The sequence below is a fragment of the Thermostichus sp. MS-CIW-30 genome (assembly GCF_054058015.1).
Window position 1 is genome coordinate 1 of sequence record NZ_JBSRZW010000036.1, and the last position, 24182, is coordinate 24182.

At 58.8% G+C, this 24182-nt stretch carries 22 protein-coding genes and 2 pseudogenes; 15 read left to right on the forward strand and 9 right to left on the reverse strand.

Features of this window, described 5'->3' with window-relative positions:
- Nucleotides 1–55 precede the first annotated feature (55 nt).
- On the reverse strand, nt 56–514 hold the full coding sequence (locus tag ACVWXW_RS12910) for a hypothetical protein (protein WP_457404118.1): 459 nt from the start codon (nt 512–514) through the stop codon (nt 56–58).
- A 352-nt stretch (nt 515–866) separates the two neighbouring features.
- The gene (gene rbfA / locus ACVWXW_RS12915) at nt 867–1301 is read right to left on the reverse strand and encodes a 30S ribosome-binding factor RbfA (protein WP_457404120.1); all 435 of its coding nucleotides are present in this window, start codon (nt 1299–1301) and stop codon (nt 867–869) included.
- Between the two features lie 191 nt (nt 1302–1492).
- Between rbfA and ACVWXW_RS12920 the strand changes: the two genes are divergently transcribed.
- From ACVWXW_RS12920 to ACVWXW_RS12930, 3 genes and pseudogenes are all read left to right on the forward strand, one after another.
- Nucleotides 1493–1708 carry a hypothetical protein gene (locus ACVWXW_RS12920; protein ID WP_238376842.1) on the forward strand — a complete coding sequence of 72 codons (216 nt, stop codon included), beginning with the start codon at nt 1493–1495 and terminating at the stop codon, nt 1706–1708.
- A gap of 122 nt (nt 1709–1830) precedes the next feature.
- Nucleotides 1831–3294 (forward strand): cryptochrome/photolyase family protein, encoded by a 1464-nt coding sequence (locus ACVWXW_RS12925; RefSeq protein WP_457404122.1) that lies wholly within the window; start codon nt 1831–1833, stop codon nt 3292–3294.
- A 166-nt stretch (nt 3295–3460) separates the two neighbouring features.
- Nucleotides 3461–4365: pseudogene (locus ACVWXW_RS12930) on the forward strand (IS630 transposase-related protein).
- Nucleotides 4366–4433: 68 nt separating this feature from the next.
- Here the strand turns inward: ACVWXW_RS12930 and ACVWXW_RS12935 are convergent.
- Nucleotides 4434–5693: a molybdopterin molybdotransferase MoeA gene (locus ACVWXW_RS12935; protein WP_457404124.1), complete on the reverse strand. Its 1260-nt coding sequence runs from the start codon at nt 5691–5693 to the stop codon at nt 4434–4436.
- Between the two features lie 332 nt (nt 5694–6025).
- Between ACVWXW_RS12935 and ACVWXW_RS12940 the strand changes: the two genes are divergently transcribed.
- The 7 genes from ACVWXW_RS12940 to ACVWXW_RS12970 are packed head-to-tail and all read left to right on the forward strand — an operon-like array spanning nt 6026 to nt 9998.
- Nucleotides 6026–6388 carry a cation:proton antiporter subunit C gene (locus ACVWXW_RS12940; RefSeq protein ID WP_414357739.1) on the forward strand — a complete coding sequence of 121 codons (363 nt, stop codon included), beginning with the start codon at nt 6026–6028 and terminating at the stop codon, nt 6386–6388.
- Nucleotides 6381–7853 carry a cation:proton antiporter gene (locus ACVWXW_RS12945; protein ID WP_457404126.1) on the forward strand — a complete coding sequence of 491 codons (1473 nt, stop codon included), beginning with the start codon at nt 6381–6383 and terminating at the stop codon, nt 7851–7853. The genes ACVWXW_RS12940 and ACVWXW_RS12945 overlap by 8 nt, the downstream gene beginning before the upstream one ends.
- Complete coding sequence (locus ACVWXW_RS12950; protein WP_041436089.1) at nt 7837–8241, forward strand: Na+/H+ antiporter subunit E; 405 nt, start codon at nt 7837–7839, stop codon at nt 8239–8241. Before ACVWXW_RS12945 ends, ACVWXW_RS12950 begins: the two co-directional genes overlap by 17 nt.
- Entirely contained in the window at nt 8238–8489 is a 252-nt protein-coding gene (locus tag ACVWXW_RS12955; protein WP_011431878.1) for a hypothetical protein, read from the forward strand. The genes ACVWXW_RS12950 and ACVWXW_RS12955 overlap by 4 nt, the downstream gene beginning before the upstream one ends.
- 19 nt (nt 8490–8508) lie before the next feature.
- On the forward strand, nt 8509–8790 hold the full coding sequence (locus ACVWXW_RS12960) for a monovalent cation/H(+) antiporter subunit G (protein ID WP_011431879.1): 282 nt from the start codon (nt 8509–8511) through the stop codon (nt 8788–8790).
- A 9-nt stretch (nt 8791–8799) separates the two neighbouring features.
- Nucleotides 8800–9321 carry a DUF4040 domain-containing protein gene (locus ACVWXW_RS12965; RefSeq protein WP_414357736.1) on the forward strand — a complete coding sequence of 174 codons (522 nt, stop codon included), beginning with the start codon at nt 8800–8802 and terminating at the stop codon, nt 9319–9321.
- Nucleotides 9318–9998: a Na(+)/H(+) antiporter subunit B gene (locus tag ACVWXW_RS12970; protein WP_457404128.1), complete on the forward strand. Its 681-nt coding sequence runs from the start codon at nt 9318–9320 to the stop codon at nt 9996–9998. The genes ACVWXW_RS12965 and ACVWXW_RS12970 overlap by 4 nt, the downstream gene beginning before the upstream one ends.
- 318 nt (nt 9999–10316) lie before the next feature.
- Here ACVWXW_RS12970 and ACVWXW_RS12975 read toward each other — a convergent pair.
- Both ACVWXW_RS12975 and ACVWXW_RS12980 read right to left on the reverse strand, forming a co-directional pair.
- Nucleotides 10317–10730: pseudogene (locus ACVWXW_RS12975) on the reverse strand (PIN domain-containing protein); the annotation flags it as partial.
- The gene (locus ACVWXW_RS12980; RefSeq protein ID WP_071818136.1) at nt 10702–10935 is read right to left on the reverse strand and encodes a FitA-like ribbon-helix-helix domain-containing protein; all 234 of its coding nucleotides are present in this window, start codon (nt 10933–10935) and stop codon (nt 10702–10704) included. The gene ACVWXW_RS12980 and the pseudogene ACVWXW_RS12975, both read right to left, overlap by 29 nt.
- A gap of 278 nt (nt 10936–11213) precedes the next feature.
- Between ACVWXW_RS12980 and carB the strand changes: the two genes are divergently transcribed.
- Together carB and psbA are read left to right on the forward strand one after the other, a co-directional pair.
- On the forward strand, nt 11214–14462 hold the full coding sequence (gene carB / locus ACVWXW_RS12985) for a carbamoyl-phosphate synthase large subunit (protein WP_457404130.1): 3249 nt from the start codon (nt 11214–11216) through the stop codon (nt 14460–14462).
- Nucleotides 14463–14801: 339 nt separating this feature from the next.
- Entirely contained in the window at nt 14802–15857 is a 1056-nt protein-coding gene (gene psbA / locus ACVWXW_RS12990) for a photosystem II q(b) protein (protein WP_457404131.1), read from the forward strand.
- Nucleotides 15858–15863: 6 nt separating this feature from the next.
- Here psbA and ACVWXW_RS12995 read toward each other — a convergent pair whose 3' ends face one another.
- The 3 genes from ACVWXW_RS12995 to ACVWXW_RS13005 form a co-directional block, all read right to left on the reverse strand.
- The gene (locus ACVWXW_RS12995) at nt 15864–17714 is read right to left on the reverse strand and encodes an aspartate kinase (RefSeq protein WP_457404133.1); all 1851 of its coding nucleotides are present in this window, start codon (nt 17712–17714) and stop codon (nt 15864–15866) included.
- Between the two features lie 44 nt (nt 17715–17758).
- Nucleotides 17759–19294 (reverse strand): site-2 protease family protein, encoded by a 1536-nt coding sequence (locus ACVWXW_RS13000; RefSeq protein WP_457404134.1) that lies wholly within the window; start codon nt 19292–19294, stop codon nt 17759–17761.
- 581 nt (nt 19295–19875) lie between these two features.
- Nucleotides 19876–20118, reverse strand: a complete 243-nt coding sequence (locus ACVWXW_RS13005; RefSeq protein WP_041436092.1) for a DUF751 family protein — start codon at nt 20116–20118, stop codon at nt 19876–19878.
- A gap of 533 nt (nt 20119–20651) precedes the next feature.
- On the opposite strand from ACVWXW_RS13005, the gene ACVWXW_RS13010 reads away from it, so the two are divergent.
- Nucleotides 20652–21182 (forward strand): ATP synthase subunit B family protein, encoded by a 531-nt coding sequence (locus ACVWXW_RS13010; RefSeq protein WP_238376845.1) that lies wholly within the window; start codon nt 20652–20654, stop codon nt 21180–21182.
- A 166-nt stretch (nt 21183–21348) separates the two neighbouring features.
- Nucleotides 21349–21996: a flavin prenyltransferase UbiX gene (locus tag ACVWXW_RS13015; protein ID WP_414356563.1), complete on the forward strand. Its 648-nt coding sequence runs from the start codon at nt 21349–21351 to the stop codon at nt 21994–21996.
- A 126-nt stretch (nt 21997–22122) separates the two neighbouring features.
- Here the strand turns inward: ACVWXW_RS13015 and ACVWXW_RS13020 are convergent, their stop codons facing one another.
- Nucleotides 22123–23229 carry an alpha/beta fold hydrolase gene (locus tag ACVWXW_RS13020; RefSeq protein WP_457404136.1) on the reverse strand — a complete coding sequence of 369 codons (1107 nt, stop codon included), beginning with the start codon at nt 23227–23229 and terminating at the stop codon, nt 22123–22125.
- A gap of 99 nt (nt 23230–23328) precedes the next feature.
- On the opposite strand from ACVWXW_RS13020, the gene ACVWXW_RS13025 reads away from it, so the two are divergent.
- Nucleotides 23329–23982: a cobalt-precorrin-8X methylmutase gene (locus ACVWXW_RS13025; protein WP_457404138.1), complete on the forward strand. Its 654-nt coding sequence runs from the start codon at nt 23329–23331 to the stop codon at nt 23980–23982.
- Nucleotides 23983–24182: the final 200 nt, after the last annotated feature.

A 24182-nucleotide genomic window follows, 5' to 3' on the forward strand; every position in this document is an offset into this window, starting at 1 on the left:
TCAGGACTTGGGTCATGGTTCTATCATAACTTCCGCATTCCTCCCGACACTGACCCTACGGGTACAGTGCGGGGCTCCTGCGATTTCTAGCTGAGTTTCCTCCTAGAGAATAGCTGAGGCCACAGTCGAACTCTTCTGCCAGCCGACAGACTTCCTTGAGATCTCCCACCGACCAAATGCTCCAACTGCTGCGAATTTGGTTATCCACCCACACTTCCACGCGATTGCCTTCGATGTGCATGATGCGCTTGGGCTTGGCTTCTGAAGGGCAACCTGCAGGCTCGGCCAAGGCCTCCGGCCCGCTCACGCGAAGGGAAGATTTTTGCCTCAAGGCCCCCAGAGCCGCCATGAGCTGCGGCAGAGCCAGCAAAAGGTGCTGAGTGGCCTGTTGGGGTTGCCCTTTCAAGCAGGAAACCAAAGCTTCGGCAACACTCTGGTTTAGGGCCTGCAGAGCTTGGAGTGGAGTAGCACCCCCTAGAGAGGGATCCGGTTGCAGTGGGCTTTGAACATCCATGAAAAGGCAGGAAAGGCATGGACAGCAACCTTACAGCCCTTTCGCAGGTTGACCACAACAACGCCGCTGCCCTTTGGAGCAGAGCGCTCTGGTTTGCGCAAGTGTGCTGCAGACATGGAGTCCTGTACGGATAGACGATCGGGGGAAGGGCTGTATAGCTCCCTTAAGCCTAACAAATCCAAAAACTTCAGGGCCTCCGGCCCGCTTACGCGGACGTCAAAAACTTTTCTTGGATGTTGTCCGCATTGCTGCAAAGCAAAGGCCCCTCTATCTAGTGGCCATCAAGGCAGATCCTTTGCTCTCTCGTGCAAAGCAGGCTGAGCTCCAGCGCGGATCCCTCGAAATGGTGCAACTATTCGCCGCTCGATTCGTTTTCTTCGCCCTCGGCGGTGTTCTCTAGCAGTTCCTCAACCCCAGTCTGGGCCTTGGCCTCAAAGGTCGGTCTCAGTTGGTTGAGCAGGGCCAAAACGCGGGATCCCCGCTCCAAAGAGCGATCCTGCAAAAACACCACTGTTGGCACCCGTCGCAGGCTGAGGCGCTGGCCGACTTCCCGCCGCACAAAGGGTGTGGCCGCTGCTAGCCCTTCCATGGCCCGGTGTTGAGCTGTCTCATCCCCATAAATGCTGACGAAGATGCGAGCATTTTGCAGGTCATTGGAAACCTCGACATCCACAATGCTGACCATCCCTGCCCCGACCCGGTCATCTTTGATCTCCGAGAGCAGGATTTGGCTGACCTCTCGTTTGATCAGCTCTGCTACCCGTGCCACCCGTCGCGCTGTCGCCATTTTTGGATACCTAGGCTAACATCATCCGCAAGCCTGCTCTGGCTGGTGTGGAGCTCAGCCCTTGCCAGCTCGATCCCAAGAACAGTAGCCAATGCTACGAGCATCTCTTCCTTCCACCTTTATCCTGAGTCCATGTCCATCTTGCCTTGAGTATGTATACCTAAAGCCATCGATGGATGGATGGAGACGTGATGATCAAGACGCCAGAGGCGCTGCGGCGCTCCATTGAGCAGTTTATGCTGAATGTGACGGAGCCGCTTGACCCGTTGCTTTCCCTGAAGCTGACTCAGCTGGTGGTGATGTTGGGGGATACAGCTTACGCGATGGGATACAGCGATGGCCAGCAAAAGCCAGAGGAGCGCTGCCGCTATTGTCCCAGTCGGGTGTTCGACAGTCTAGAGCTTTGATAGGGTTCTTCAAGGTTCTTTAGAATGTAGCTTCTGGCCGCCCCGGCTCCCAGCCTTGGGGGGGGTGAGTTGAAAGAGGCGGTGGAAACCAGCCAAGATGGGATCCCATTGCTTGGCAGCCTATGACTTCCCCCGTTTTGCTTTGGCATCGTCGCGATCTGCGGTTAGGGGACAACACAGCTCTTCATGAGGCAGCCCAGCGCAGCTCTCAGGTGGTGCCTGTCTTCATTTTCGACCCCCAGATCTTAGGGCGGTCGGACATGGCTCCGGCCAGGGTGGCCTTTTTGCTTCAGGCTCTGCAAGAGCTCCAAGAGCGCTACGCCCAGATGGGGATCCCGCTGATCTGGCGGCTGGGGGATCCCTCGGTGGAGTTGCGGTGCTTGGCCACAGACCTGGGAGCCAGGGCCGTGTTTTGGAATGCCGATGGGGAGCCGTTCGCCCTACAGCAAGAGAGTCGAGTGCAGGCCAGTTTGGCCGCAGCCGGGATCCAGTCCTTCTCCTACCAAGATATGCTGCTGCACGGGCCGGGGGAAGTGTTGACCCAGGCGGGGGAGCCCTATTCGGTCTTCACTCCCTTCTGGCGCAGGTGGGCGAGCTTGCCCAAGCGGGATCCCTACCCGATTCCCAAAGGGCTACAACCGGTGTCCGGTCTGAAGGCGCAGCCTCTGCCCACTTTGGCAGATTTGGGCTTTGTCTGCGACCAGCGGATCCCGGCAGCGGGGGAAGCAGCAGCTCAGGCCCTTTTGGAAGACTTTTGTCAGGGGTTGCGCATTTTAGACTATGAGCGATCCCGCGATTTCCCGGCTGAGCCGGGCACTTCTCTACTGAGCCCCCACTTGTGCTGGGGAACGATCGGCATTCGCCAGGTGTGGCAAGCCACGCGGGAGGTGGAAGCCGAGGTGCGCAGCGAAGAAGCCGAAAGCAGCTTGCAAACTTGGCGGCAGGAGCTGTGCTGGCGAGAGTTTTACAAGCATGTCTTGGCCCACTGGCCCCACGTGGAAACCGGAGCCTATCGACGAGCCTTCGACGCCCTGGAGTGGGAAAATCGGCAGGACTGGTTTCAGGCCTGGTGCACCGGTCAGACGGGCTACCCCATCGTGGATGCGGCCATGCGCCAACTGAACGAAACCGGCTGGATGCACAACCGCTGCCGCATGATTGTAGCCAGCTTTTTAACCAAGGATCTGCTCATCGATTGGCGCTGGGGAGAACGCTACTTTATGCAAAAGCTAGTGGATGGGGATCTGGCGGCCAATAACGGCGGTTGGCAGTGGAGCGCCAGTGTGGGCACGGATCCCAAGCCCCTGCGCATCTTCAACCCGGCCACGCAAGCAGCCCGCTATGACCCGGAAGGAGAGTACATCCGTCGCTATCTGCCGGAGCTGGCACGGCTGGATACGCCGGCTCTGCTGTGGGTGGGAGATGACCCCAAGGGAGCCTGGGCTTTGCGGGAACGGCGAAGTTGTGGCTATCCGGATCCCATTGTGGATCACAAGGTGCAGCAGCAGGCGTTCAAACGGCGCTACCAGGCGGTGCAGCAGGCCTACTCTAGGTCTGTTCGAGACGGTCTCCCCCCTCCTTCCTAGTCCTCTGTGCCGCTGCCCCCTCTCTCGACGACGGCAGACAAAAGGCAAGACAGGTGCCATTTGAAATGACCACAAAGCAGGTCTGTGTAGTTGTAGTCAATTCAGTTGACAATGAGACGGTGTTAAAGGCAAGATGACGTGGGAGTAGACCTCAGGAGGAAGCTTCATGACCTATAGCTTAGACCTGAGAGAGAGAGTCGTAGGGTATGTCCAGGAAGGGGGCAGCCCCACTGCAGCTGCACAGATGTACAAAGTCAGTCGTGCAACGGTTTATCGCTGGCTGAACCGAGAAGACCTGAGGCCGACAAAAGTCAAGACTCGGAAGCGAAAGATAGACTTGGTCGCTCTGCAGCAAGACGTAGAACAGTACCCAGAAGCTCGACTGAAGGATAGAGCCCAGAGGTTTGGCGTCCATCCCAGCGCTATTTACTATGCTCTTAGGAAGATGAAAACAACGCGAAAAAAAAGAGTTAAGGCACCGAGAGCGGGATTGGCAAGAGAGAATCCAAGAGAGAATCAACGACTCTAGGGTCTTGAGGGAGTTGGTTCAGAAGTATGGAAGTGAGAGTTTAGCTTACAATGGGCTCTGCACCGCTGACGCGAATGATGAGAGAATGACGAGACAGGGTTTGGGGAGATACGCACCTGTTTTATGCTTGGCCAAAGAGAGGGGAGAAAGTTTATGGGAAGAGAGAGAGCTGAGTAGCCGGTAGGAGGAAGGAGAGAGGGGGTTTGATAGCCCCGACGCTTTTTCAAGTAGCTCGAATGCGGAAGAATTTGAGGGACACTAAATGCCGAGTTTGGAGAGGACATCTGTATTGACTCTGGGCAATGGGCCGATTCAAAGGCCTAGGGCCTGCTCGGCGAACGGAAGGGAAGGATAAAGGATTTGATGAAAGCGGCAGGGCAGGAGGTGGTTTTTTGCTGAGGCCCTCGCCAGACTTGAATGAGATTGAGGGTGACTTTAGTGCTCTCAAGAGGGCAAGGATGCATGCTGATAGAGGAACTTCTGTGGATGAAGTGATAGGGCCTGCGGTCCGCTGTTGCAGACGGAACTGTTGTACTGGCTAGCGTCTCATTGTTATTTGGATTGACTATGGCGGCTATTCCAGCAGCAGCGAGAGGAGGGCTAGGGATCTTCAGGGCAGTTGCAGCACCTGAACGGGCGAACCAGCAGGGATCTGGGTTGTCCCTACTGGCAGCACAGCCAAGGCATTACAGCCGGCCAGACTGATGAGATTGCCGGAATTGAGGTTGGCGGCGGGCTGAAATTGGATCCCTTCGGGCTTGACCTGCAGCCGTCCCCAGAGGTAGTGTTCCCGCTGACCGTCGGCATGCAGATCCACCGGGCTGAAGGCGGAGAGGATCTGCCAGTAGGGGGGCAGGGATCCGCCCATTTTTCGCAGGGCCGGGTGCAAAAAGCGCCAGAAGGTCACCAGGGCAGAGGCAGGGTTGCCCGGCAGGCCAAAGTAGAGCTTGGGGGGGCCGTGGGGATTGGGAAAACGAGCCACCGTCAGGGGTTTGCCCGGCTTGATGGCCACGCTGCGGATGAAAATCTCGCCTCCCAACTCCTCCAGCACCTTTTCCACCAGGTCAAAATCCCCCACCGATACCCCTCCGGAAGAGATCACCCCATCGGCGGAGGCCAGGGCCTGCTGGACGACCTGCCGCAACACCTGGAGCCGATCCGGCACGATGCCCAACTGGATCGGGATCCCACCCGCTGCCTTGACCAGAGCCGCCAGGCCGTACTGGTTGGAATCCACGACCTGCCCCGGCCCCGGCACCTGCTGGATGGGCACTAGCTCATCCCCTGTCGAGAACAGGGCTACCCGGGGCTGACGAAACACCGGCACCATCGCCTGTCGGATGGCGGCCAAAACGGCTAGCTCCGCTCCGCCCAAAGCCTGCCCTGCCGGCAGGAGGGGATCCCCCTGGCGGGCAAAGTCTCCCTGAGGCCGGACAAATTGGCCCCGCTGCGGACGCTGCAAGAGGCGAACGGTTCCTGGCGAAGGTTGCTGCGTGTCTTCCTGCATCACCACGGTGTCCGCACCGCTGGGCAAGAGGGAGCCGGTGTAGAGACGCACCGCTTGTCCAGGCTGGAGCTCTCGGGTGGGTGCCTTTCCGGCGGGGAGAGTCTCAATCACCTGCAGCTCACAAGGGATCCCCGCTTGCACATCTTCATGGCGCACGGCATAGCCATCCATACTGGAGGTGGGATGGGCCGGAAAATCCTGGGGGCTATACACAGTTTGGCTGAGAACGCGGCCTTGGGCGGATCCCAGCTCCACCCACTCTGGGCCCAGCGGCTGAACCGCCTGCAAAATCAGGGCTTCTGCTTCCGCCACCGGCAGCATCACGGCTTTTAAACCCCCTTCTCCAACACCTTTCTTCAGCATCCAGAAGTCGGTTCCGCCAAGGCCATTAAATTACAACTTAAACTGCGAACAGCAGCCATGAATTCCGACCTTGGCATGAGAGGTGTATGACCAGGATCCCACCAAGCTCCAGAGCTGGCAAGAAGTCGCAGCAAGTTGCCCATTGGGAGCTGCAGCTCTTTCGAATTCGGGATCCCGGTCTTGCTGGGGAGATGGGGATCCCGGCAGCGTTGCAGCCGGCCACAGGCTATCTGGCTGCCGCGGCTGCGGAAGCTGGATACTGGTCACGTAGCGGGCGTAGCCTTAGAACGACTGAGCGACCAGATAGCTCGAGCGCAGCAAGCGAGGTGTCCATGTTAAGTGCCGCCGTCATCCTCACGATCTTCCTTGGCTTCTGGGGAGTCGTGGTCAAGCGCAACCTCATTATGAAGATCCTGTCTATGGATGTCATGAGCACCGGGGTCATCGCCTTCTTCGTGATCTGGGCAGCCCGGAGCGGTGTGTTCACCCCCATCTACAAACCCTGGCGCGAGCTGGACTATGCCGACCCGGTGCCTCAGGGGATCATCCTCACGGCCATCGTCATTGGCCTATCGGTACAAGCCTTGATGTTGGTGGGGGTGATGAAGCTCTCCCGCAATCATCCCACCCTCGAAGTCGAGAGCATCGAACAGGCAGTCGCGTCAGGGGCGCAGAGCACTTCTACCGATGACTGAGCTGACGCTGGTATGGGTGGCGCTGCCCTTTCTGCTGGCCTTCACAACCTACTTGATGCCAGCCCTAACCCGTCCCAGCTTGGTGGGGATGGCCGCGCTGACGGTGGCCTATGCGGTGCAGCAGGGGGGCTTGCCCGGCACAACCGCTGCGCCCTTGGAGCTGCAGCTTTTGGATCACTTCGGGGTGACGCTGCGGATCGATGCCAATGGAGCAGCGATGCTCTTGGCCCACGGCCTGGTCACGCTAGGAGTGGCCCTGTATTTGGATAGACGCTTTGCGGGCAGCCGCTTTCTGGCCATGCAGTTGCTGATCGTCCACGGTAGCGCCAACGCCGTCATCATCAGTGCTGACCTGATCAGCGTCTACGTTTCCCTGGAGGTGCTCAGCATCGGCGTGTTTTTGCTGCTGACCTACGGGCGGCGGGCTGAGGGCCAACCCACAGTGGAAGAAAATGCTCCGCACCGCGATCGCCAGCTCTGGGTGGGGCTGCGCTACCTTTTCATGAGCAATGTGGCCATGCTCTTCTACCTGATGGGCGCAATCCTGGTCTATGTGCGCACGGGATCCCTGGCGATGAGCAGTTTGGCTATGGCCGACCCCACGGCCTTGGCGCTGATTGCTGTGGGTCTTTTGGCCAAGGGGGCGATCTTCGTTGCCGGCCTGTGGCTGCCTCTCACCTATGCTACCGCGGATCCCGTTATCGCGGCGGTGCTCAGCGGTTTTACGACCAAAGCAGGAGCCATGGCTTTGGTGCGCTGCAGCGAGGCTTCGCCGGTCTTGGCCCAGGGGTTGCCCTACTTGAGCGCTGGTTCAGCCGTTTTCGGGATCCTACTGGCCTTGATGGGGAGCACGCCCCAGCACCTTCTCGCCTGGAGCTCGGTATCGCAGATGGGATTTGTGATTGCTGCCCCTCAATGGGCAGGTTTGTACGGTCTTGCCCATGGGTTGGCAAAGCCCTTGCTGTTTGTTGGAACAAGCGTGACCCATCCCTGGCGTTGGCCGATGCTGCTCTTAGGGACGGCTTCCCTGGCAGGGGTACCCGGCAGTTTGGGGTATGCGGCCAAGGCCCTCAGCTTGTCTGCTCTGGATCCCTGGCACGAGTGGCTGCTGGTGGGGGTTACCGTCGGCACCACTTGTTTAGGCGTGCGAGTGCTGCGGGCACCTGTTTCTCCAATGAAGGGGGCAACCACCTCTGCAACTCCTTGGCAAGATAAAGTGGCACTGGTGCTTTGGGGTGGGGGCTTGCTCTGGGGCTGGCTACCGGCGGCCTATGGCGCTGACAATCTTCTCAAGGCGCTCCTCAGTTTGGGCGTTGGGATCCCCCTAGGCTGGTTTTGGGAGCGGATCCCTTTGAAGGGAGGGTCGGTGAACGAAGGGCTGGAAGCAGTGGTGGGCGGCTTGAGCATAGTGTTGGTGCTGGTTTGGGCTCTGTTAGCTGTGGGGAACTATGGGACGCTACCCTGAGTTGGGTCTATTGGAGATCGGCCTGCGCCTCTTGATTTGGTTTCTGCTGACGGGCAATCTGAGCTGGGACAATGTGGCCATCGGGGTGGCGGCAACGTTGCTGCTGCCGCGCCAGGCTTCCGCACCGGTGCAATGGCGGGATTGGGGGCGAGTGCTCCAGGAAATTCTTCTCGCCATCCCAAGAGCCTACTGGGAAGCCTTCGAGATGATCCTCAAGCCCCACACTGTTGAGGAAGTTGTATACAAACAAACCCTGCCCAACCGTTCAGCAGGGCTGGTGTTTCTGGATATTTTTTTAATTACCTTCACGCCCAAAACCATCGTGCTCAATTGCAATGCCCAAGGCACTTATGAAGTCCATGTGCTCAAGCCGCGGGAGGACGTGTGAACCTACTGCTGTTTCTCCTGACCCTAACGCTGTGCTTGCCCCTGTATGCCGCTTGGCTGAAGGAAGATATTTGGCAGACGATGCTCGCCTTTGCCAGCTTGGCCACAAAGACGGCCATCCTGATTTTGGTGGTGTCGGTGGTGCGGGATGATTGGATGATCGGGATTGTGGGGGTTTTGATTTTGTCGGTGGGCAATGCGGCCTTAATGCTCTTGGCTCATGTACTGAAACGGCTGGAAATGCTTTAGAAAGGCCCTGGGGGTAGGTATGGAAGTCTGGGTGGAAGGTCTGAGCTATCTGTTGTTTGGGATTGGTGTGCTGTTTTGGTTGTGGGGAACGGCGCCGCTCCTTGGGGATCGCTCGATTTTATTTAAGCTGCACGGCCTTTCGGTGTCGGACACCCTGGGCTCGATGAGCATCATGCTGGGGCTGCTGTTGCGGATCCCACGGGAATGGCCCCTGTTGGTGTTGGCACTGATCTCCCTGGCTATTTGGAATACCATTCTGGGCTATGTGCTGGCGTTTTGCTCGCAGCGCAAGTCCCTGTAGGAGACCAGGATGGAAGAGACCCTGTTGCTGGTGATGGCGTTGCTTCTGCCCCTGACGGCGAGCCTGGTGGTGACCCAGACCAATCCCTATCACGCCCTGGTGATGCGAGGGATCCTGGGGACGATTGCCGCCCTGATCTATGCGCTGTTTGGGGCGGCGGATGTGGCCCTGACCGAGGCACTGGTGGGCACCATGCTTTCTATTACCCTCTACGCCATTGCGGTGCGCTCTTCGCTGAGCATGCGCCTGGGCGTTCTCGAAGGCAGCCCTGTGCTGGAGGCCAGTACCTCAGCAGCACGGCAGTTGTTACAGCAGATGCGCCAAGGGCTACAGCGGTATCACATGCGCTTGGAGTTGGCCGCCTATGGGAGTTCGGAGGCGTTGGTGGCTGCTCTTCGCAGCCGAGAGGTACACACCATTGCCCTTGAGCCCGGTGGAGAAGCAGCAGAGTATCGCCTGGTTACACGCGTACCCCGCCTGCAGGCCATTTTGGCGCAGCAAGCTCTGGCCGCTGAGGTGATGGCGACATGAAGTGGGTGTACGGGATAGCGGTGCTGCTGGCAGCCCTACAGCTCATTGTGGGCGAGGCGGGATCCGTTTCCCCCAATCGCGCAGCGGGCGTAGCTTTAGTCGAGGCAGTGGAGATTCTGGCCAGCGAAAGCGGTGTGCCCAACACGGTGACGGGTCTCATTCTGCGCAACCGCCTCTACGATACGGTCTTTGAAGTGGTGGTGTTTTCTACGGCGATTTTGGGCGCCCAATACCTGCTGGCGGATGAGCAGCCGACGGCCAATGTAGCTCAATTTACCGATATTCCCTCGATTGTGTTGGCGCGAGTGGGGGCCACCATTTCGGCTTTGATTGCGGTGGAGCTGGCCATTCGAGGGCACCTGACGCCGGGCGGGGGCTTTGCTGCTGGGGTGGCAGGAGGGACAGCCATTGGCTTGGTGGCGATCACCGCCTCTTCCGCCTGGATGGAGGCCATCTACAAACGGTGGCGGGCTGCGATGTGGGAGAAGCTGTCGGTGGTGACGTTTATCGGGGTGGCTGTGATGGCTCTGGCCGGCTGGGAATTGCCCAGAGGGGAGTTGGGAGCTCTGTTTAGCGGCGGCTGGATCCCGATTCTCAATATTCTGGTGGCGATCAAAGTGGCGCTGGGATCCTGGGCGGCAGTTTTGATCTTTATTCGCTACCGCGGCTTGTTATGAGGGTCTAAATGGGTTAACAAAGGAGGGGCGCGGGGAGCTATAAGTCCCGCGCTGTATGCAAAGCATCAGCGTCGGGATACATGGACTCCCCGCACTTGTCGATTCTCTCGATGGGATAAGACAAGTATTTACCATCAGCCATGGCCTGTGCAACAATGCAGTATAGTACCCAGGGACTCTGGGGAACGGAAACCGCCTGCCAAGTCGGTCTGTCGGGGGTCTATGACCTACGATAAGTGGCGTGGGGCAGGAATGCCTAACCGCGAGGTTAGGAAGCCCGCACTGTACCCGTAGGGTCAGCGTCGGGAGGATGTCACTGAGAGGTACCCCTGTCCCGGCAAAATCACGGACATTGCGAGTAACCAGGGTAAGTCCGTAAACCAAGGCTGTAGCAGCCAGTTGTTTGTCAATCGCATTTTGAGAGTGAGGTACGCACAGGCTTCCCCATACCTGGGCTTCGGTAATTGTGAAATCAAGAATGTGATCGGCATAGTCATCGACAACCGTTTGCAGCCACCTCTCCAGAAGGTTGGCTTGCAGATGATCGCCGCGATCGCGCATGAGTTCAACGCCTCGGCGGAGTTCGCCCAGCGTGATCACGCTGATGTAGATGCGGGCCTCTTGCTCAATGGCAGTTTGAAGAAATTCTTGAACCCCGGAGTTGGCTTGACTGTGTTTGCGCAGCTCACTGATGACGTTAGTGTCAAGCAAATACGTCATGGGCAGTGTTATCTTGCACCCGCTCAAAGTCTGAATCGTTGCCAACGTTAGGTATCGATCTGAGCACTTCGGCAAAGGACTGTTTCGCAGGCTGGAGTAAGACTTGCTCTAGGATTTTGCGGTGTTCGGCCTCTGCACTAACGCCGTGACGACTAGCCCTTTGTTTGAGAGCTTTGACAATGGCTTCGTCAACATTGCGAACAATTAACGTGGCCATAGAGCGTTTCCTCGATCGGCAGATCCCTGGGCGGCTTTGCTGCGACGATAGCATTGACATCATCTAAAGTTCAAGTTTTCCCGTCTATTGATACTGATGAAGAAGCTGCCCTTTTGCGGGTTGCCCCAGAGAACTCCTGCCTGCCAGGGATCCAAGCTCTGCCTGCTGTGCATAGCCTTTGAAAGCGCAACACTCAAAAAAGAGGGATCCCGATGAGCAACTTGACCTGCAGGTGACCTCTACAATAGAAGGCTGACTCTGCCACCTCTGGGATCCCTATGCCGCGCCGCACCGATATCCACAAAATCTTGCTCATTGGAGCGGGGCCGATCGTCATTGGCCAAGCCTGTGAGTTCGACTACTCGGGCACCCAAGCCTGCAAAGCCCTGCGGGAAGAGGGCTATGAGGTCGTTTTGGTCAACTCTAACCCCGCCACCATCATGACGGATCCCAGTATGGCGGAGCGCACCTACATCGAGCCGGTGACGGTGGACTTTGTGGCCAAAATTATCGAGCGGGAGCGCCCTGATGCTTTGCTGCCCACCATGGGCGGCCAGACGGCCCTCAACGTGGCGGTGCAACTGGCCCAGCAAGGGATCCTGGAGCAGTACGGGGTGGAGTTGATTGGGGCCAAGCGGGAGGCCATTGAAAAAGCCGAAGACCGGGATCTCTTCAAGCAAGCCATGCAGCGGATTGGCTTGGCCGTGCCCCGCTCTGGTCTGGCCCACACCCTGGAAGAAGCCAAGCAGATTGCCCAGGAGATCGGCTATCCCCTCATCATCCGCCCGGCCTATACCCTGGGGGGCACCGGTGGTGGGGTGGCTTACAACCAGGAGGAGTTTGAAGAGATCTGCGCTGCCGGCTTGGAGGCCAGCCCCGTTTCCCAAATCTTGGTGGAAGAATCGGTCATCGGCTGGAAGGAGTTTGAGCTGGAGGTGATGCGGGATCTGGCGGATAACGTGGTGATCATCTGCTCCATAGAAAACATCGACCCGATGGGGGTGCACACTGGCGACTCCATCACCGTGGCCCCGGCCCAAACCCTCACCGACAAGGAATACCAGCGGCTGCGGGACTATGCCATCGCCATCATGCGCGAAATTGGCGTAGAGACCGGGGGATCCAACGTGCAATTTGCCGTCAACCCTGCCAACGGCGAGGTGCGGGTGATCGAGATGAACCCGCGGGTCTCCCGCTCTTCTGCTTTGGCCAGCAAGGCCACCGGCTTTCCCATCGCCAAAATTGCCGCCAAATTGGCAGTGGGCTACACGCTGCCGGAGATCCCCAACGACATCACCCGCAAAACTCCGGCCAGCTTCGAGCCCACCATCGACTATGTGGTCACCAAGATCCCTCGCTTTGCTTTTGAAAAATTCCCCGGCGCAGAGCCGGTTCTCACCACCCAGATGAAATCGGTGGGGGAGGCGATGGCCATTGGCCGCACTTTTCAAGAATCCATCCAGAAGGCCCTGCGCTCTTTGGAAATCGACCGTCCCGGTTTTGGCAGCGATAGGCCGGAGGTTTTCCCCAAGCCGGAGGAAGTGCGGGCCAACCTGCGCACCCCCAACCCCTTCCGCCTGCTCACCATCCGCACCGCTCTGCTCATGGGCTTTTCTGCCCAGGAGATTGCCCAGCTCACCCACATCGATCCCTGGTTTATCGACAAGCTACAGGAGTTGGTGGAGGTGGAGCAAGCCCTCAAGGGGCGGGAGCTGGGATCCCTGAGCGCTGACGACTTGAGACACCTCAAGCAAATGGGCTTCAGCGACCGACAAATTGCCCACCTCACTGGATCCACGGAACATCAGGTGCGGGCCTGCCGCAAAAGCCTGGGGGTGATCCCCACCTACAAAACTGTAGATACCTGCGCCGCCGAATTTGAGGCTGCTACCCCCTACCAGTACTCTACCTACGAGAGCGAGTCGGAGATTTTCCCGGCCCGCAAAGAGAAGGTGATGATCTTGGGAGGTGGCCCCAACCGCATCGGCCAGGGGATCGAATTCGACTACTGCTGTTGTCATGCTGCCTTTGCCCTCAGCCGCCTGGGTTACGAAGCGATCATGGTCAACTCCAACCCGGAAACCGTTTCCACCGACTACGACACCGCTGATCGCCTCTATTTTGAGCCGCTCACCCATGAAGAGGTGATGAACTTGGTGGATGCTGAGCAGCCGGTCGGCCTGATCGTGCAATTTGGCGGTCAAACTCCCCTCAAGCTGGCGCAGGGGCTGGCGGCAGCCCAGGCTCCCATCTGGGGAACTTCCCCCGATTCCATCGACATTGCTGAGGATCGGGGGCGCTTCGAGCGCATCTTGCGGGAGTTGGATATTCGCCAGCCGGCCAACGGCATCGCCCGCAGCGTGGAAGAAAGCCTGGAAATTGCCCGCCGCATCGGCTATCCGGTGGTGGTGCGGCCCAGCTACGTCTTGGGGGGACGGGCTATGGAGATCGTCTATTCCGACCAAGACCTGCAGCGCTACATGCAACTGGCGGTGGCGGTGGATCCGGATCGTCCGGTGCTGGTGGATCAGTTCCTGGAAGAGGCGGTGGAGGTGGATGTGGATGCCATTGCCGACCGCACCGGCGCTGTTACCATCGGCGGCATTCTGGAGCACATCGAGCAGGCCGGGATCCACTCGGGCGATTCGGCCTGTGTATTGCCCAGCCGCACCCTCAGCCCCGAGGTGCTGCGGGTGATCCGCGAGTGGACGGTGAAGTTGGCCCAAGCTCTGAAGGTGGTGGGCCTGATCAACGTGCAATACGCCGTCCAAAAAGGTCAAGTCTATATCCTGGAGGCCAATCCGCGCGCCTCCCGCACCGTCCCCTTTGTCAGCAAGGCCATCGGCCATCCGCTGGCAGACTACGCTGCTCAAGTGATGAGCGGCAAAACCCTAGCCGAGCTGGGCTTTACCCAGGAGGTGATCCCCTCCCACATTGCCGTCAAAGAAGCGGTTTTGCCCTTCCACAAGTTTCCCGGCACCGATACGCTGCTGGGGCCGGAGATGCGCTCCACCGGCGAGGTGATGGGCATTGACACGGACTTTGGCCGCGCTTACGCCAAAGCCCAACTGGCGGCGGGGCAGAATCTGCCTCTCCAGGGGACGGTGTTCATCAGCGTCAGCGACCGGGATAAACAGGCGGTCATCCCGGTAGCCCGCGAGTTTGTGGAGCTGGGCTTTCGCCTATTGGCCACCGAAGGAACCCAAAAGGTTTTGGCCGAGCACGGGATCCCGGTGGACAAAGTCCTCAAGCTGCACGAGGGACGGCCCCACGTCATCGACGCCATCAAAAATCACCAGATTCAGCTCATTATCAACACCCCTTCCGGTGTCGAGGCGCAGCAAGATGGCCAAAAGATCCGCCGCACTGCCCTGGCCTACAAGATCCCTCTGGTGACAACCCTGGCAGGGGCCAAAGCCACTGCGGCTGCCATCCGTGCTTTGCAGTCGGGATCCCTGCAGGTGAAGTGCTTGCAGGATTTTTTTCCACCCAGGAATGCCCCAAGCAAACTTCTGGAAGCCCCATGAAGAGCCCATAGGGTCTTGCCGGCAGGAGAAAAAGCGGATCCTGAACGACTTCTCTTTCTTGAACCCATTCTTGAGAAACATCTGCTCGAGCTTGGCTGCCATCAACTGCCGGGAAGCTCTCAAAGATATCCCAATTGCAACAGGCGGGTGCTGATTTGTATCGACAAATCCATTTTTTTCACATTCCCGTTGCGGAAGTTAGGGATCCCTGTCGGCGTCCCTAAAACTGTCTAGCCTGAAAGAAGGAGACGCTTTTGGCGGTCGGCGCGGGAAGAGTTTTGCCCCGTTCAAGGAAGCCGACAAAGCAAAGAATGGTTTTGTCTCTTTAGGAGTTGGCCTATGAGTACGGTAATTCGCCGCTCCTTGGCTGCGCGGCAGCTCTGGAGTTGGAATGGCTTTTGCCAATGGATAACCAGCACCGAAAACCGGCTTTACATCGGCTGGTTTGGCGTATTGATGATCCCGACCTTGTTGGCAGCAGCCTTTTGTTTTGTAATCGCTTTTATTGCTGCTCCGCCGGTGGATGTGGATGGGATCCGCGAGCCGGTGATCGGCTCTTTGATAGGGGGGAACAATCTCATCTCGGCGGCGGTGGTGCCCACGTCGGCGGCCATCGGCTTGCACTTTTATCCCATTTGGGAAGCCGCCTCTTTGGATGAATGGCTCTACAACGGCGGCCCCTACCAACTGATCGTGCTCCATTTCCTGATCGGGGTGTGGTGCTATCTGGGCCGGCAATGGGAGCTGAGCTATCGCTTGGGTATGCGCCCCTGGATTGCGGTGGCGTTTTCCGCTCCGGCGGCGGCGGCTACGGCAGTGCTCTTGGTCTACCCCATCGGCCAGGGCAGTTTCTCGGAAGGCTTGCCCCTGGGGATCGCCGGCACCTTCTACTTCATGCTGGCTTTCCAGGCGGAGCACAACATCCTCATGCACCCTGCTAGCTGGCTGGGGGTGGCCGGCGTCTTTGGCGGCGCTCTGCTGGCCTCCCTGCACGGCTCCCTGGTGATCTCCAGCCTAATCCGCGAGACCTCGGAAGAAGAGTCACAAAATGCCGGCTACCGCTTCGGGCAGGAGGAAGTCACCTACAACTTCCTGGCCGGGCACTACGCGTTCTTGGGGCGGCTGGGGTTCCCCGGCCTGGGCCTGAGAAACAGCCGTTCCGTCCACTTCTGGATGGCGGCCCTGCCCACAGTGGGGATTTGGGCGGCGGCAATAGGTATCGGCATAATGGCCTTTAACTTGAACGGCTTGAACTTCAACCAGTCCATCCTGGACAGCCAGGGCCGCTTCATCCCCACCTACGCCGATCTCCTCAACCGCGCCAATCTGGGGATCCAGGTGATGCACGCCCCCAACGCCCATCATTTTCCCTTGCTGCTGGCGGCCAGACCCTGAGGCAGGCTAGGGGCAGTCCAGCCGGAAAGCGCGGTGAATAGCTTGCAAGGCCGGGATCCCTCGATCCCGGCGCACTACACAGCTCACCTTGATCTCCGAGGTGGCGATCATCTCGATGTTGATTCCCGCCTCGGCCAGAGCTGCAAACAGACGGGCAGCGACGCCGGGATAGGTTTCCATCTCAGCGCCGACAATGCTGACCTTGGCAATGTCGTGATCTGCGTCAACGCCTGCCGCCTGGAGCTCTTCGGCCACCTGCCGACAGACCGCCTCAGCAGCCATCGCTTGATCCTGAGGCACGGTGAAGGCAATGTCGGTGCTGGGGATCCCGTTGTGGTAGCCCCGCTGGCTTTGGATGATGGTGTCCACGATGATCCCGGCAGCCGCCAAGCGCCCGAACAAATGGGCGGCAGTTCCCGGACGATCCGGCACTTTGCGAAGGCCCAGCCGCGATTGCTTCAAATCCAAGGCAACACCGCGTACCGGGTGGCTGTCTTGAGGGGCAGCCGGCATCTTTGCCCGATGCAAGTGGGGGATCACCTGGAACGACTCTCCCAGAGCCAAGGCGGCATCACCGGCCCGCTCCGCAGCCACCACACAGCTCACCTTGATCTCGGACATGGAGATCATCTGCAAATTGATCCCGGCCTCGGCCAGCACCTGGAACATTTGCGCCGCGATCCCAGGTCGGCCCATCATCCCCACTCCGGCAATGCTGACTTTGGCCACCGCCTCATCCACAATCACCGCTGCACACTGCAGCTCTTGGCCAATCTGCCGGGCAACGGCTGCAGCCTCGGCCACCTGCGACCGGCTGACCGTAAAGGCAATGTCATTGGTGGGCTGGGGCACGGATCCCTGCGGCAAGGAGTCCGTCCCGCTGGCGTGAGCGGCTGTGAACTGGAGGGACTGCAAAATCAAATCCACATTCACCCCTGCCGCCGCGATCCCCTGAAAGAGCTGGGCGGCAATGCCAGGGCGATCCGGCACCCCCACCAACACCAACTTGGCCTGATCCCGATCCAGCTCCACCGTATCCACCGCCAGGCCCAGCTCGATACTGCTGTCGGCAGCACGAGGACGGGGGGGAGGAGAAAGAATGAGAGTGCCCTCGCATCCCGCCTGCAACGGCTCCAAGCTGGAGCGCACCCGCAGCTTCACACCGTAGTTGCGGGCAATTTCCACCGAGCGGGGATGCAGCACCTGCGCCCCCAAGCTGGCCAGCTCCAACATTTCATCACTGGTGATCTCCGGCAACAGCCTGGCCTCAGGCACCTTACGCGGATCCGTGGTGAAGATCCCCGGCACATCGGTGTAGATCTCGCACAGCTCTGCTCCCAAGGCCACTGCCAAGGCCACTGCCGTGGTGTCGGATCCCCCCCGACCCAGGGTGGTGATCTCCAGCTCCGCCAGGCTGGTGATGCCCTGAAACCCGGCCACCACCACCACCTCTTCCCGCTCCAGGTGCTGCCACAGGCGGTCGGTGTGGATGTGCAAAATGCGGGCCCGGCTGTGATCCCGAGTGGTGACAATGCCCACCTGGGCTGCTGTCAGGGAAAGGGCAGGACACCCCAAGCGTTGCAGCGCCAAGGCCACCAGGGCAATGCTCACCTGCTCACCGGTGGAAAGGAGCATATCCCATTCCCGCAACTGGGCCGGTGTGGTCGGGGATCCCTGCAAGATCTGTTCCCCCAGATCCACAAGGCGATCGGTTTCATCCCCCATCGCCGAGACCACCACCACCACCCGATGCCCTGCCTTCACCGTGTGGGCCACCCGTTGAGCCACGGCCTGGATACGCTCCACAGAGCCGACAGAGGTACCGCCGTACTTTTGAACAATTAAGCTGCGTTGCATGAGAGGAGAACGAGGTCAGGGGCGGTTTGGATCCTACCCCGGATCTAGGCCAAGCCCAGTCCATTTTGCAAAAACGGCGGCACCGGCAGCAGGATCAGCACCAGCAGCGTTAGCATCCCCAGCCCCAGCAGATCCCGGGCCTCGTCCAGTTCCGTCACATCGTTGAGGGCCGGCTCGTCAGCACTGGAAATCACAAACAGCAGCAGCGCCCAGAGCAACAGCCAAGGCTGCACCGTCAAAGCCAGCAGCAGCACCAACCAGCGGGCTACCCGGCCCACATTCGCTCCCATCTGCTGTCCATACACTGCGTGGACAATGTGCCCTCCATCCAGTTGGCCCACCGGCATGAGGTTAAAGGCAATCACCACCAAGCCCAGCCAGCCGGCAAAGGCCAGCGGGTGCAGCTCGATCACCTGCCCCGGCTGCAACTGATCCCCCAGCACCATGCGGGCCAGAATTGCCAGCAGCACCGATAGGCGCGGGTCAATGCGATGAAAACTAATCGGGGTCGGCTGCCCCTCGGGCACCGCGGGAGGATCTACAGGCGCCGAAAACACCAGCCCCAGCAACAACATGCCCAAAGCAACAAGACTCCCTGCCAGCGGCCCGGCGACGGCGATATCAAACAACACCTTGCGGTTGGGCACCGGCTCTTTCAACTGGATAAACGCCCCAAAAGTCCCTAGGACAAAAGGCACCGGGATGAAATAGGGCAGCGAGGTTTTGATGTGGTGGCGGCGGGCCACCCAGTAACGAGTCCACTCATGGGATCCCAAAATGGCAAGGATCCCGACCGCATAGGGCAATCCTTTCATCAGAGAGGGCAAATGCAGCAGCCGGTCAGGGCTAACCCCAGCCGCGTGGGCCCCAGCACTGAGGGTCGTCCAGAAGGTGAATAGCAACAGCCCCAAAGCCAGCAGCGGCAACTCTCGACTGTCCGCCAGGGAGCGCCGCGCCGCCGGGTTGGGCACCAAGGCAAAAAAGGGCTTGCCGGCAAACCCCTCCTGCAGCACCACCAAAAAGCGTTTGCCGAAGGTGGTTTCCACATTCTGCTGCACCCGCTCATAGGCTTCACTGGGATCCGCCCGCAAGTTGCCCCGGCAGATGATCGCCTGGGGGCGGTACTCCACATTTTGCAAATAAAAGACGTTCCAGGGGAAGCAATGGCTCAGCTTCTCCCGCGGCACTTCGGAGATGGGGGTGTGGGCAAGAGCCAGCGAGACCGGATCTGCGGCGCCGTCTTCCTCCTCTTCCTCTGGCTCAGGTTCCCCAGCCGGCGAGGGATCCGCTTCTGGAGAGGAGTTTTCCACCTCTGGCCGAGGGCCTCCGGTTGAGGGTCGAATACCCCCTCGTCTCACCAAGGTCATGCTGGTAAAGTAGGAGGTGAGAAACAGCAGCAACATCAGCAAGGGAGGCAATTCGTACTGAAACACCTGACGCCCCAGCACCCAAACCAAAGGGGGCAGCATCATCACCAGCCACAGGATCCGCCACGGCACCTTCGAAAGGCGGGCCACACTTTTTTGCAGCAGCAGGTAGGTTGCAGAACCCACCAGCGCCAACAGGATCCAATCTGCCATGAGTTCAAAAAACGGAGGAGAACACCTGATACATTTACGCTGAACACTGCTGAACATCACTGTTCAACTATGCAGCGATGGCATTCTGTTTGTTTCCATTCGCGTTAGCGGGACGGAGTCCAAACAGAATGGCGGTATCCCGCAAAGCTTTGAGTAGAATACCCAAAGCGCAGTTTCCGTGTCGTCTTACTACCAATTTTCTGCTTTGCTTTGGCTACCATGTTGGCAGACTCGAAAGTAAACAGAAAGATCAACTGGTAGTAATCCGTACTGAACATATTATACATTATTTTCAGTATAGTTGAGCTTATTATTGACTAGAGTCATGCTCTACCAAGCTAGCAGCAAATCCAATCCCCTCGCTACAGCTTGCAGCCGGGATCCCTGAAGAGCCAATTGAGGCTTGGCCTGCCCATAGACCGCCACCATTCCGGGGCAAACTTTTCATTCGCGCGAGCGGTGCGGAGCACTTTACTTCTTGTCAGCAGTGGGGCGAAAAAGAGGGATCCCCTTGAGGCGTGCTTATGCTGCCGGCGTCCACTGCACAGCTTCGCCCATGGGCCCCAACCTCAACCCAGTATCTATTCTGGCCAAAAGGTATTCCCTGTCATGCCTCGCAGGGTGAAATAAACAAATAGAAGCAACAAAAGGGATCCCAGCGTCACCATGGCCGCCGCTGTTGGACTTTTGCGATACAGGCCGACAAAAGGCTGGAGGCCAGCCCAGATCCCCCCCAGCAAAACGGTAATAAAGTAAGTGGGATAACGGGAGACATTCTCCACAAACTGGTCTTCCAGTCTTCTGGGGGGCTGCGGTTGTGGCATAAGAGGCTGGGGCTCCAACTCCTTTTTTCTCAGTGTGCCATAGGTAGCTGTCAACCATCTGGAGGCTGGCCATCTTCAGGGAACTGGCGGCAACTCAAAAAGTGTAGTCATCTCAAACTAGATTGAGACACTCCCCAAACGCTCCGCGCCGCTGCCGCGACCCCCCAGCTCATCTCTCTGGGAGAGGGGGGTTGGAGAGCAATGCAACGGAAATGTTTTATTCCTATTCAAAATGACTATAAATCTCCTCCATTGGCGCTCTTTTGGCAGCCGAGCAACCTCGGCTCCCCAGCCGCTGTGGCACCAACCGACCGGTAAGCAGCCTCTCTGCCGCTTGGCTCACAGCCTCCGCGAGGGAGAAAGTCCATCGTCCCCTCATATCAAAAAGAACATCTACTTCACGAAGAGTGGTTGGAGCGAAGGGGAGACTGCGCAGATTCAGGAAACCGAGAACCTGATATGGTAGGCGTTATCCTGCCTGATCTGCTCTTTTGCTCAGTGCAGCCTCCCCTCTTCATAGACTGATGCGAGAATTGCCCTCTGATCCTTCCAATCGTGCCGGCGTACCCTTTGGGGATCAGACCCTGGCTCTGATGCGCGTCCAGGAGGCCCTGGATCAATTGGAGGCAGCCATTCTCAGTAGCCCTCGCCTGTTTTGGTCTCGCACCCTTATTGAAGAGGAAAAGATTCTGGAGCAGTTAGACTTTATCCGCCTGAACCTGCCGACAGCCCTGGAGGAAGCGGAGGAACTGCTGCGCCAGCGGGATCGGATCTTGGCAGAGGCCAATCGCTACGCCCAAGAAATTGTGGCCGCAGCCCAACGTAGGGCTGAGCAGCTCCTCAACGAATCGGCGATTCTGCGACAGGCCCAAGCTCAGGCGGAGCAGTTATTGCAACAAGCCTATCAACATAGTGAGGAGGTGCGGCGACAGACACTGCAGGAATCGGAGCGCCTGCAGCGGGAGGCCCACCGTTACGTGGATCAGGTGTTGCAAGACTTGGAGTTGCGGTTGGTGGAGTCCTTGCGGGTGATCCGCAACGGGCGGCAAAATCTGCAGACCTAACAGAGAAGAGTCAGACTGGGGCTTGAGCGCTGCCTTCAACCTGTGCCAGGAGCATTTTTATCCCACGTTGTGCAAGTCTTTGGGAGCAGTGGGTTAGGGATCCCCTGAGCAGGCGAGGGACAGCTCCCCTCGCTAGACTTGAGCAGAAGACGTTCCCCGGCGGCCCTTGACATCCTCTCTGCCCATCATCCTTGGCGTATCAGGCGCTTCAGGGATGCTCTATGCTGTGCGTGCTCTGCATGTTCTGCTCAGCCTGGACTACTGTGTCGAAGTGGTGGTCTCCAAAGCGGCCTATCAGGTGTGGCAGGGAGAACACGGGGTGCTGCTGCCGACAGACCCCCGCAAGCAGGCCCACTTTTGGCGACAACAAGCCGAGAGCAGCGGTGGATCCCTGGTTTGTCATCGCTGGCAGGATGTGGGGGCAACCATTGCCAGTGGCTCCTATCGCACGCAGGGGATGTTGGTGATCCCGTGCAGCATGGGTACAGTTGCCAAGTTGGCTGCCGGCTTGAGCTCGGATCTGCTGGAGCGGGCTGCTGATGTGCAGCTCAAGGAGGGACGACGCTTGGTGGTGGTGCCGCGGGAAACCCCCTTTAGCCTGATCCACCTGCGCAACTTGACCACCCTGGCAGAAGCGGGGGCGCGTATTGTCCCGGCCATTCCGGCTTGGTACCACCAGCCGCGTACCATCCTAGATTTGGTGGATTTTGTGGTGGTGAAGGCGTTGGATCAGTTCGGTATTGATGGCGATCTCATTCGCCGCTGGCAGGGGATGCGCCAGCATCAGATCCTCAAGCTGCCCCCTGATCTCTGAGCGGGATCCCTTTTCCCGGCGGCAGGCTGGGATTTGGCTTGGGGGTGTTCCAAGCTGGGGGGGGCCCTGTGCCGATAGCCCTCACTTGTGGCACCTTGCCGGGAATAGCTCAGATCACTTGCTGAGCTAGCCGACTCGGGGATCCCGCTGAAGGGGGGTGGGCAAGTCAGGGCAGGTCTCCAGACTGGCCGCCCATTCCCCGATGAGGGTGTTGACCCAGTGAGGCAGCTCGTCGTGGGCGCAGTGGCCTACTCCCGGCAGCTTCACCAAGGTGAGGGCAGGTTGCCAGCGCTTAAATTGGTCTGCCAAAAAACTGGGCACTGCCGGATCTTCTCGGCCCCAAAGTAGCAAGATAGGCATTTTTAGGGTGGGCAGCAGGCGTTTGGGGCTGTCGAAGCGGCGGCAGAGAATGGCCCTCAGACCGTCCAAAAACACGTGGGCTGCCCCCGGCTCAAAGGCCGGTCTCTGGAAGATCTGCACCAGCTCGTCATCCACCTGCTCATCCCGCTTGTAGACATTCTTGATCCAAGCTCGTAGCACCTCGGTTTGTCGCAGCCAGTTGAAGAGGTGGGGATAAGTGAGGGGGCACCCCAGCAACGACAGAATCCCTTCGCAGAGGGCTCGCACCAGAGCATCCCAGGGAGAGGGCAATTCTTCCGGATGGGGCCCATCGGCGCAGCTAATCAAGCACAGGCCCTTCACCATCTGGGGATAGCGGGCGGCGGCAATGACTCCCACCAAGCCCCCGATGGAATGGCCCACCAGGATGCTGGGCTGCTGAATGTGAGTTTGCCAAAACTCGTGTACCTGCTCCACCCACAGATCAACGCTGTAGGCAATCTCCGGCTTGGCACTCTTGCCAAATCCCAGCAGGTCGAGGGCATAGACGGAGCGCTGGGATCCCAGAGGGAGAATGTTGTGGCGCCAATGACCCACTGACGCTCCAAATCCATGGATTAAAAGGGCCGGAGCTGCCGTCAAGTTGACGACACCGGCAGGGGTTTGGGCACGACTGGGGGTGTAGGTGAAATGGATGGGCCAGCCCCGCCAATGCCAGGTTTGGGAGTAGCCGTAGCGAGGCAAAGCCGACAAGGGATCCCTGTCGCTACCCGTTGGGGAAGAGGAGGGCGCATCAACAGAGGAGAAACCGGGATTGCCGACGGAATTGGCGCTGACCCGAGCAGAAGGGGAAGGATGGGAGTTGAGTCTGTGCAAGGGAGGAGTGGGTGACAACAATAGGCTCATCTCCAATTTAGGCTAGACCAATCTTAGTGGTTTTCTCGGCTCGCCCAAAGCTACTTTGCCACCGGTTCTTCTTTAGGACATGCCAGCATGACTGTGCCCCTGACTCCAGACCCAATGAATGAAGCCTTCCAGGTAGACCCAATCACTGCTGCCAGCTTCCGCCAGATCGATCAGGAGATCGGCCCCCACCCCTGGCAAGGGATCCCTTATGAGGTGGTGCGCCGTGCCATTCATGCCACTGCCGACTTTGAGCTGCGGGATCGCTTTTTCTTCGGCCCCAACGCCGTTGAACACGCCCTGGCAGCCCTACGGCAAAAGCAGCCTGTCATTGTCGATGTCAGGATGGTGGCAGCTGGGATCCAGTCAGGTCTGAAAGCCCAAGGGATCCCCCTCTACTGTGCTTTGGACTGGGTGGAGGAGCCCCGTTGGCCCGGTCAAACCCGCGCCGCCAATGGGATGGTGAACTTGGCACGCCGCTATCCAGAAGCCCTGTTTGTCGTTGGCAATGCCCCCACCGCGTTGCTGGCTTTGGTGGAGGAGATTCGGGCAAAGCGGGTCAAGCCGGCTTTGGTGATCGGAGTGCCGGTGGGATTTGTGGCGGTGGAAGAGGCCAAGCAGGCGTTGGCGCAAACGGATGTTCCCCAGATTCGGGTGGAGGGCCGCAAAGGCGGATCCCCAGTTGCTGCTGCCATTGTCAATGCCCTTCTCTTGGCAGCTCAACGGGATCCCATCCCCAACTGACTAGAATTGAAGGGATATCTTCAGACCTTTCCCATGACCCCAGAACAAGAGGAGTGGCTGATTCGCAACCTTCAGCAACAACAAGAACAAATCCAAGAAATGCGGGCCGAGCAGCAGCGGTCGGCTGAGCGCTTTGAGGCTCAGATGGTTGAGATGCGGCAGGGCTTTGCAGCCCAAATCTCCGAGATCCGGGCTGAACA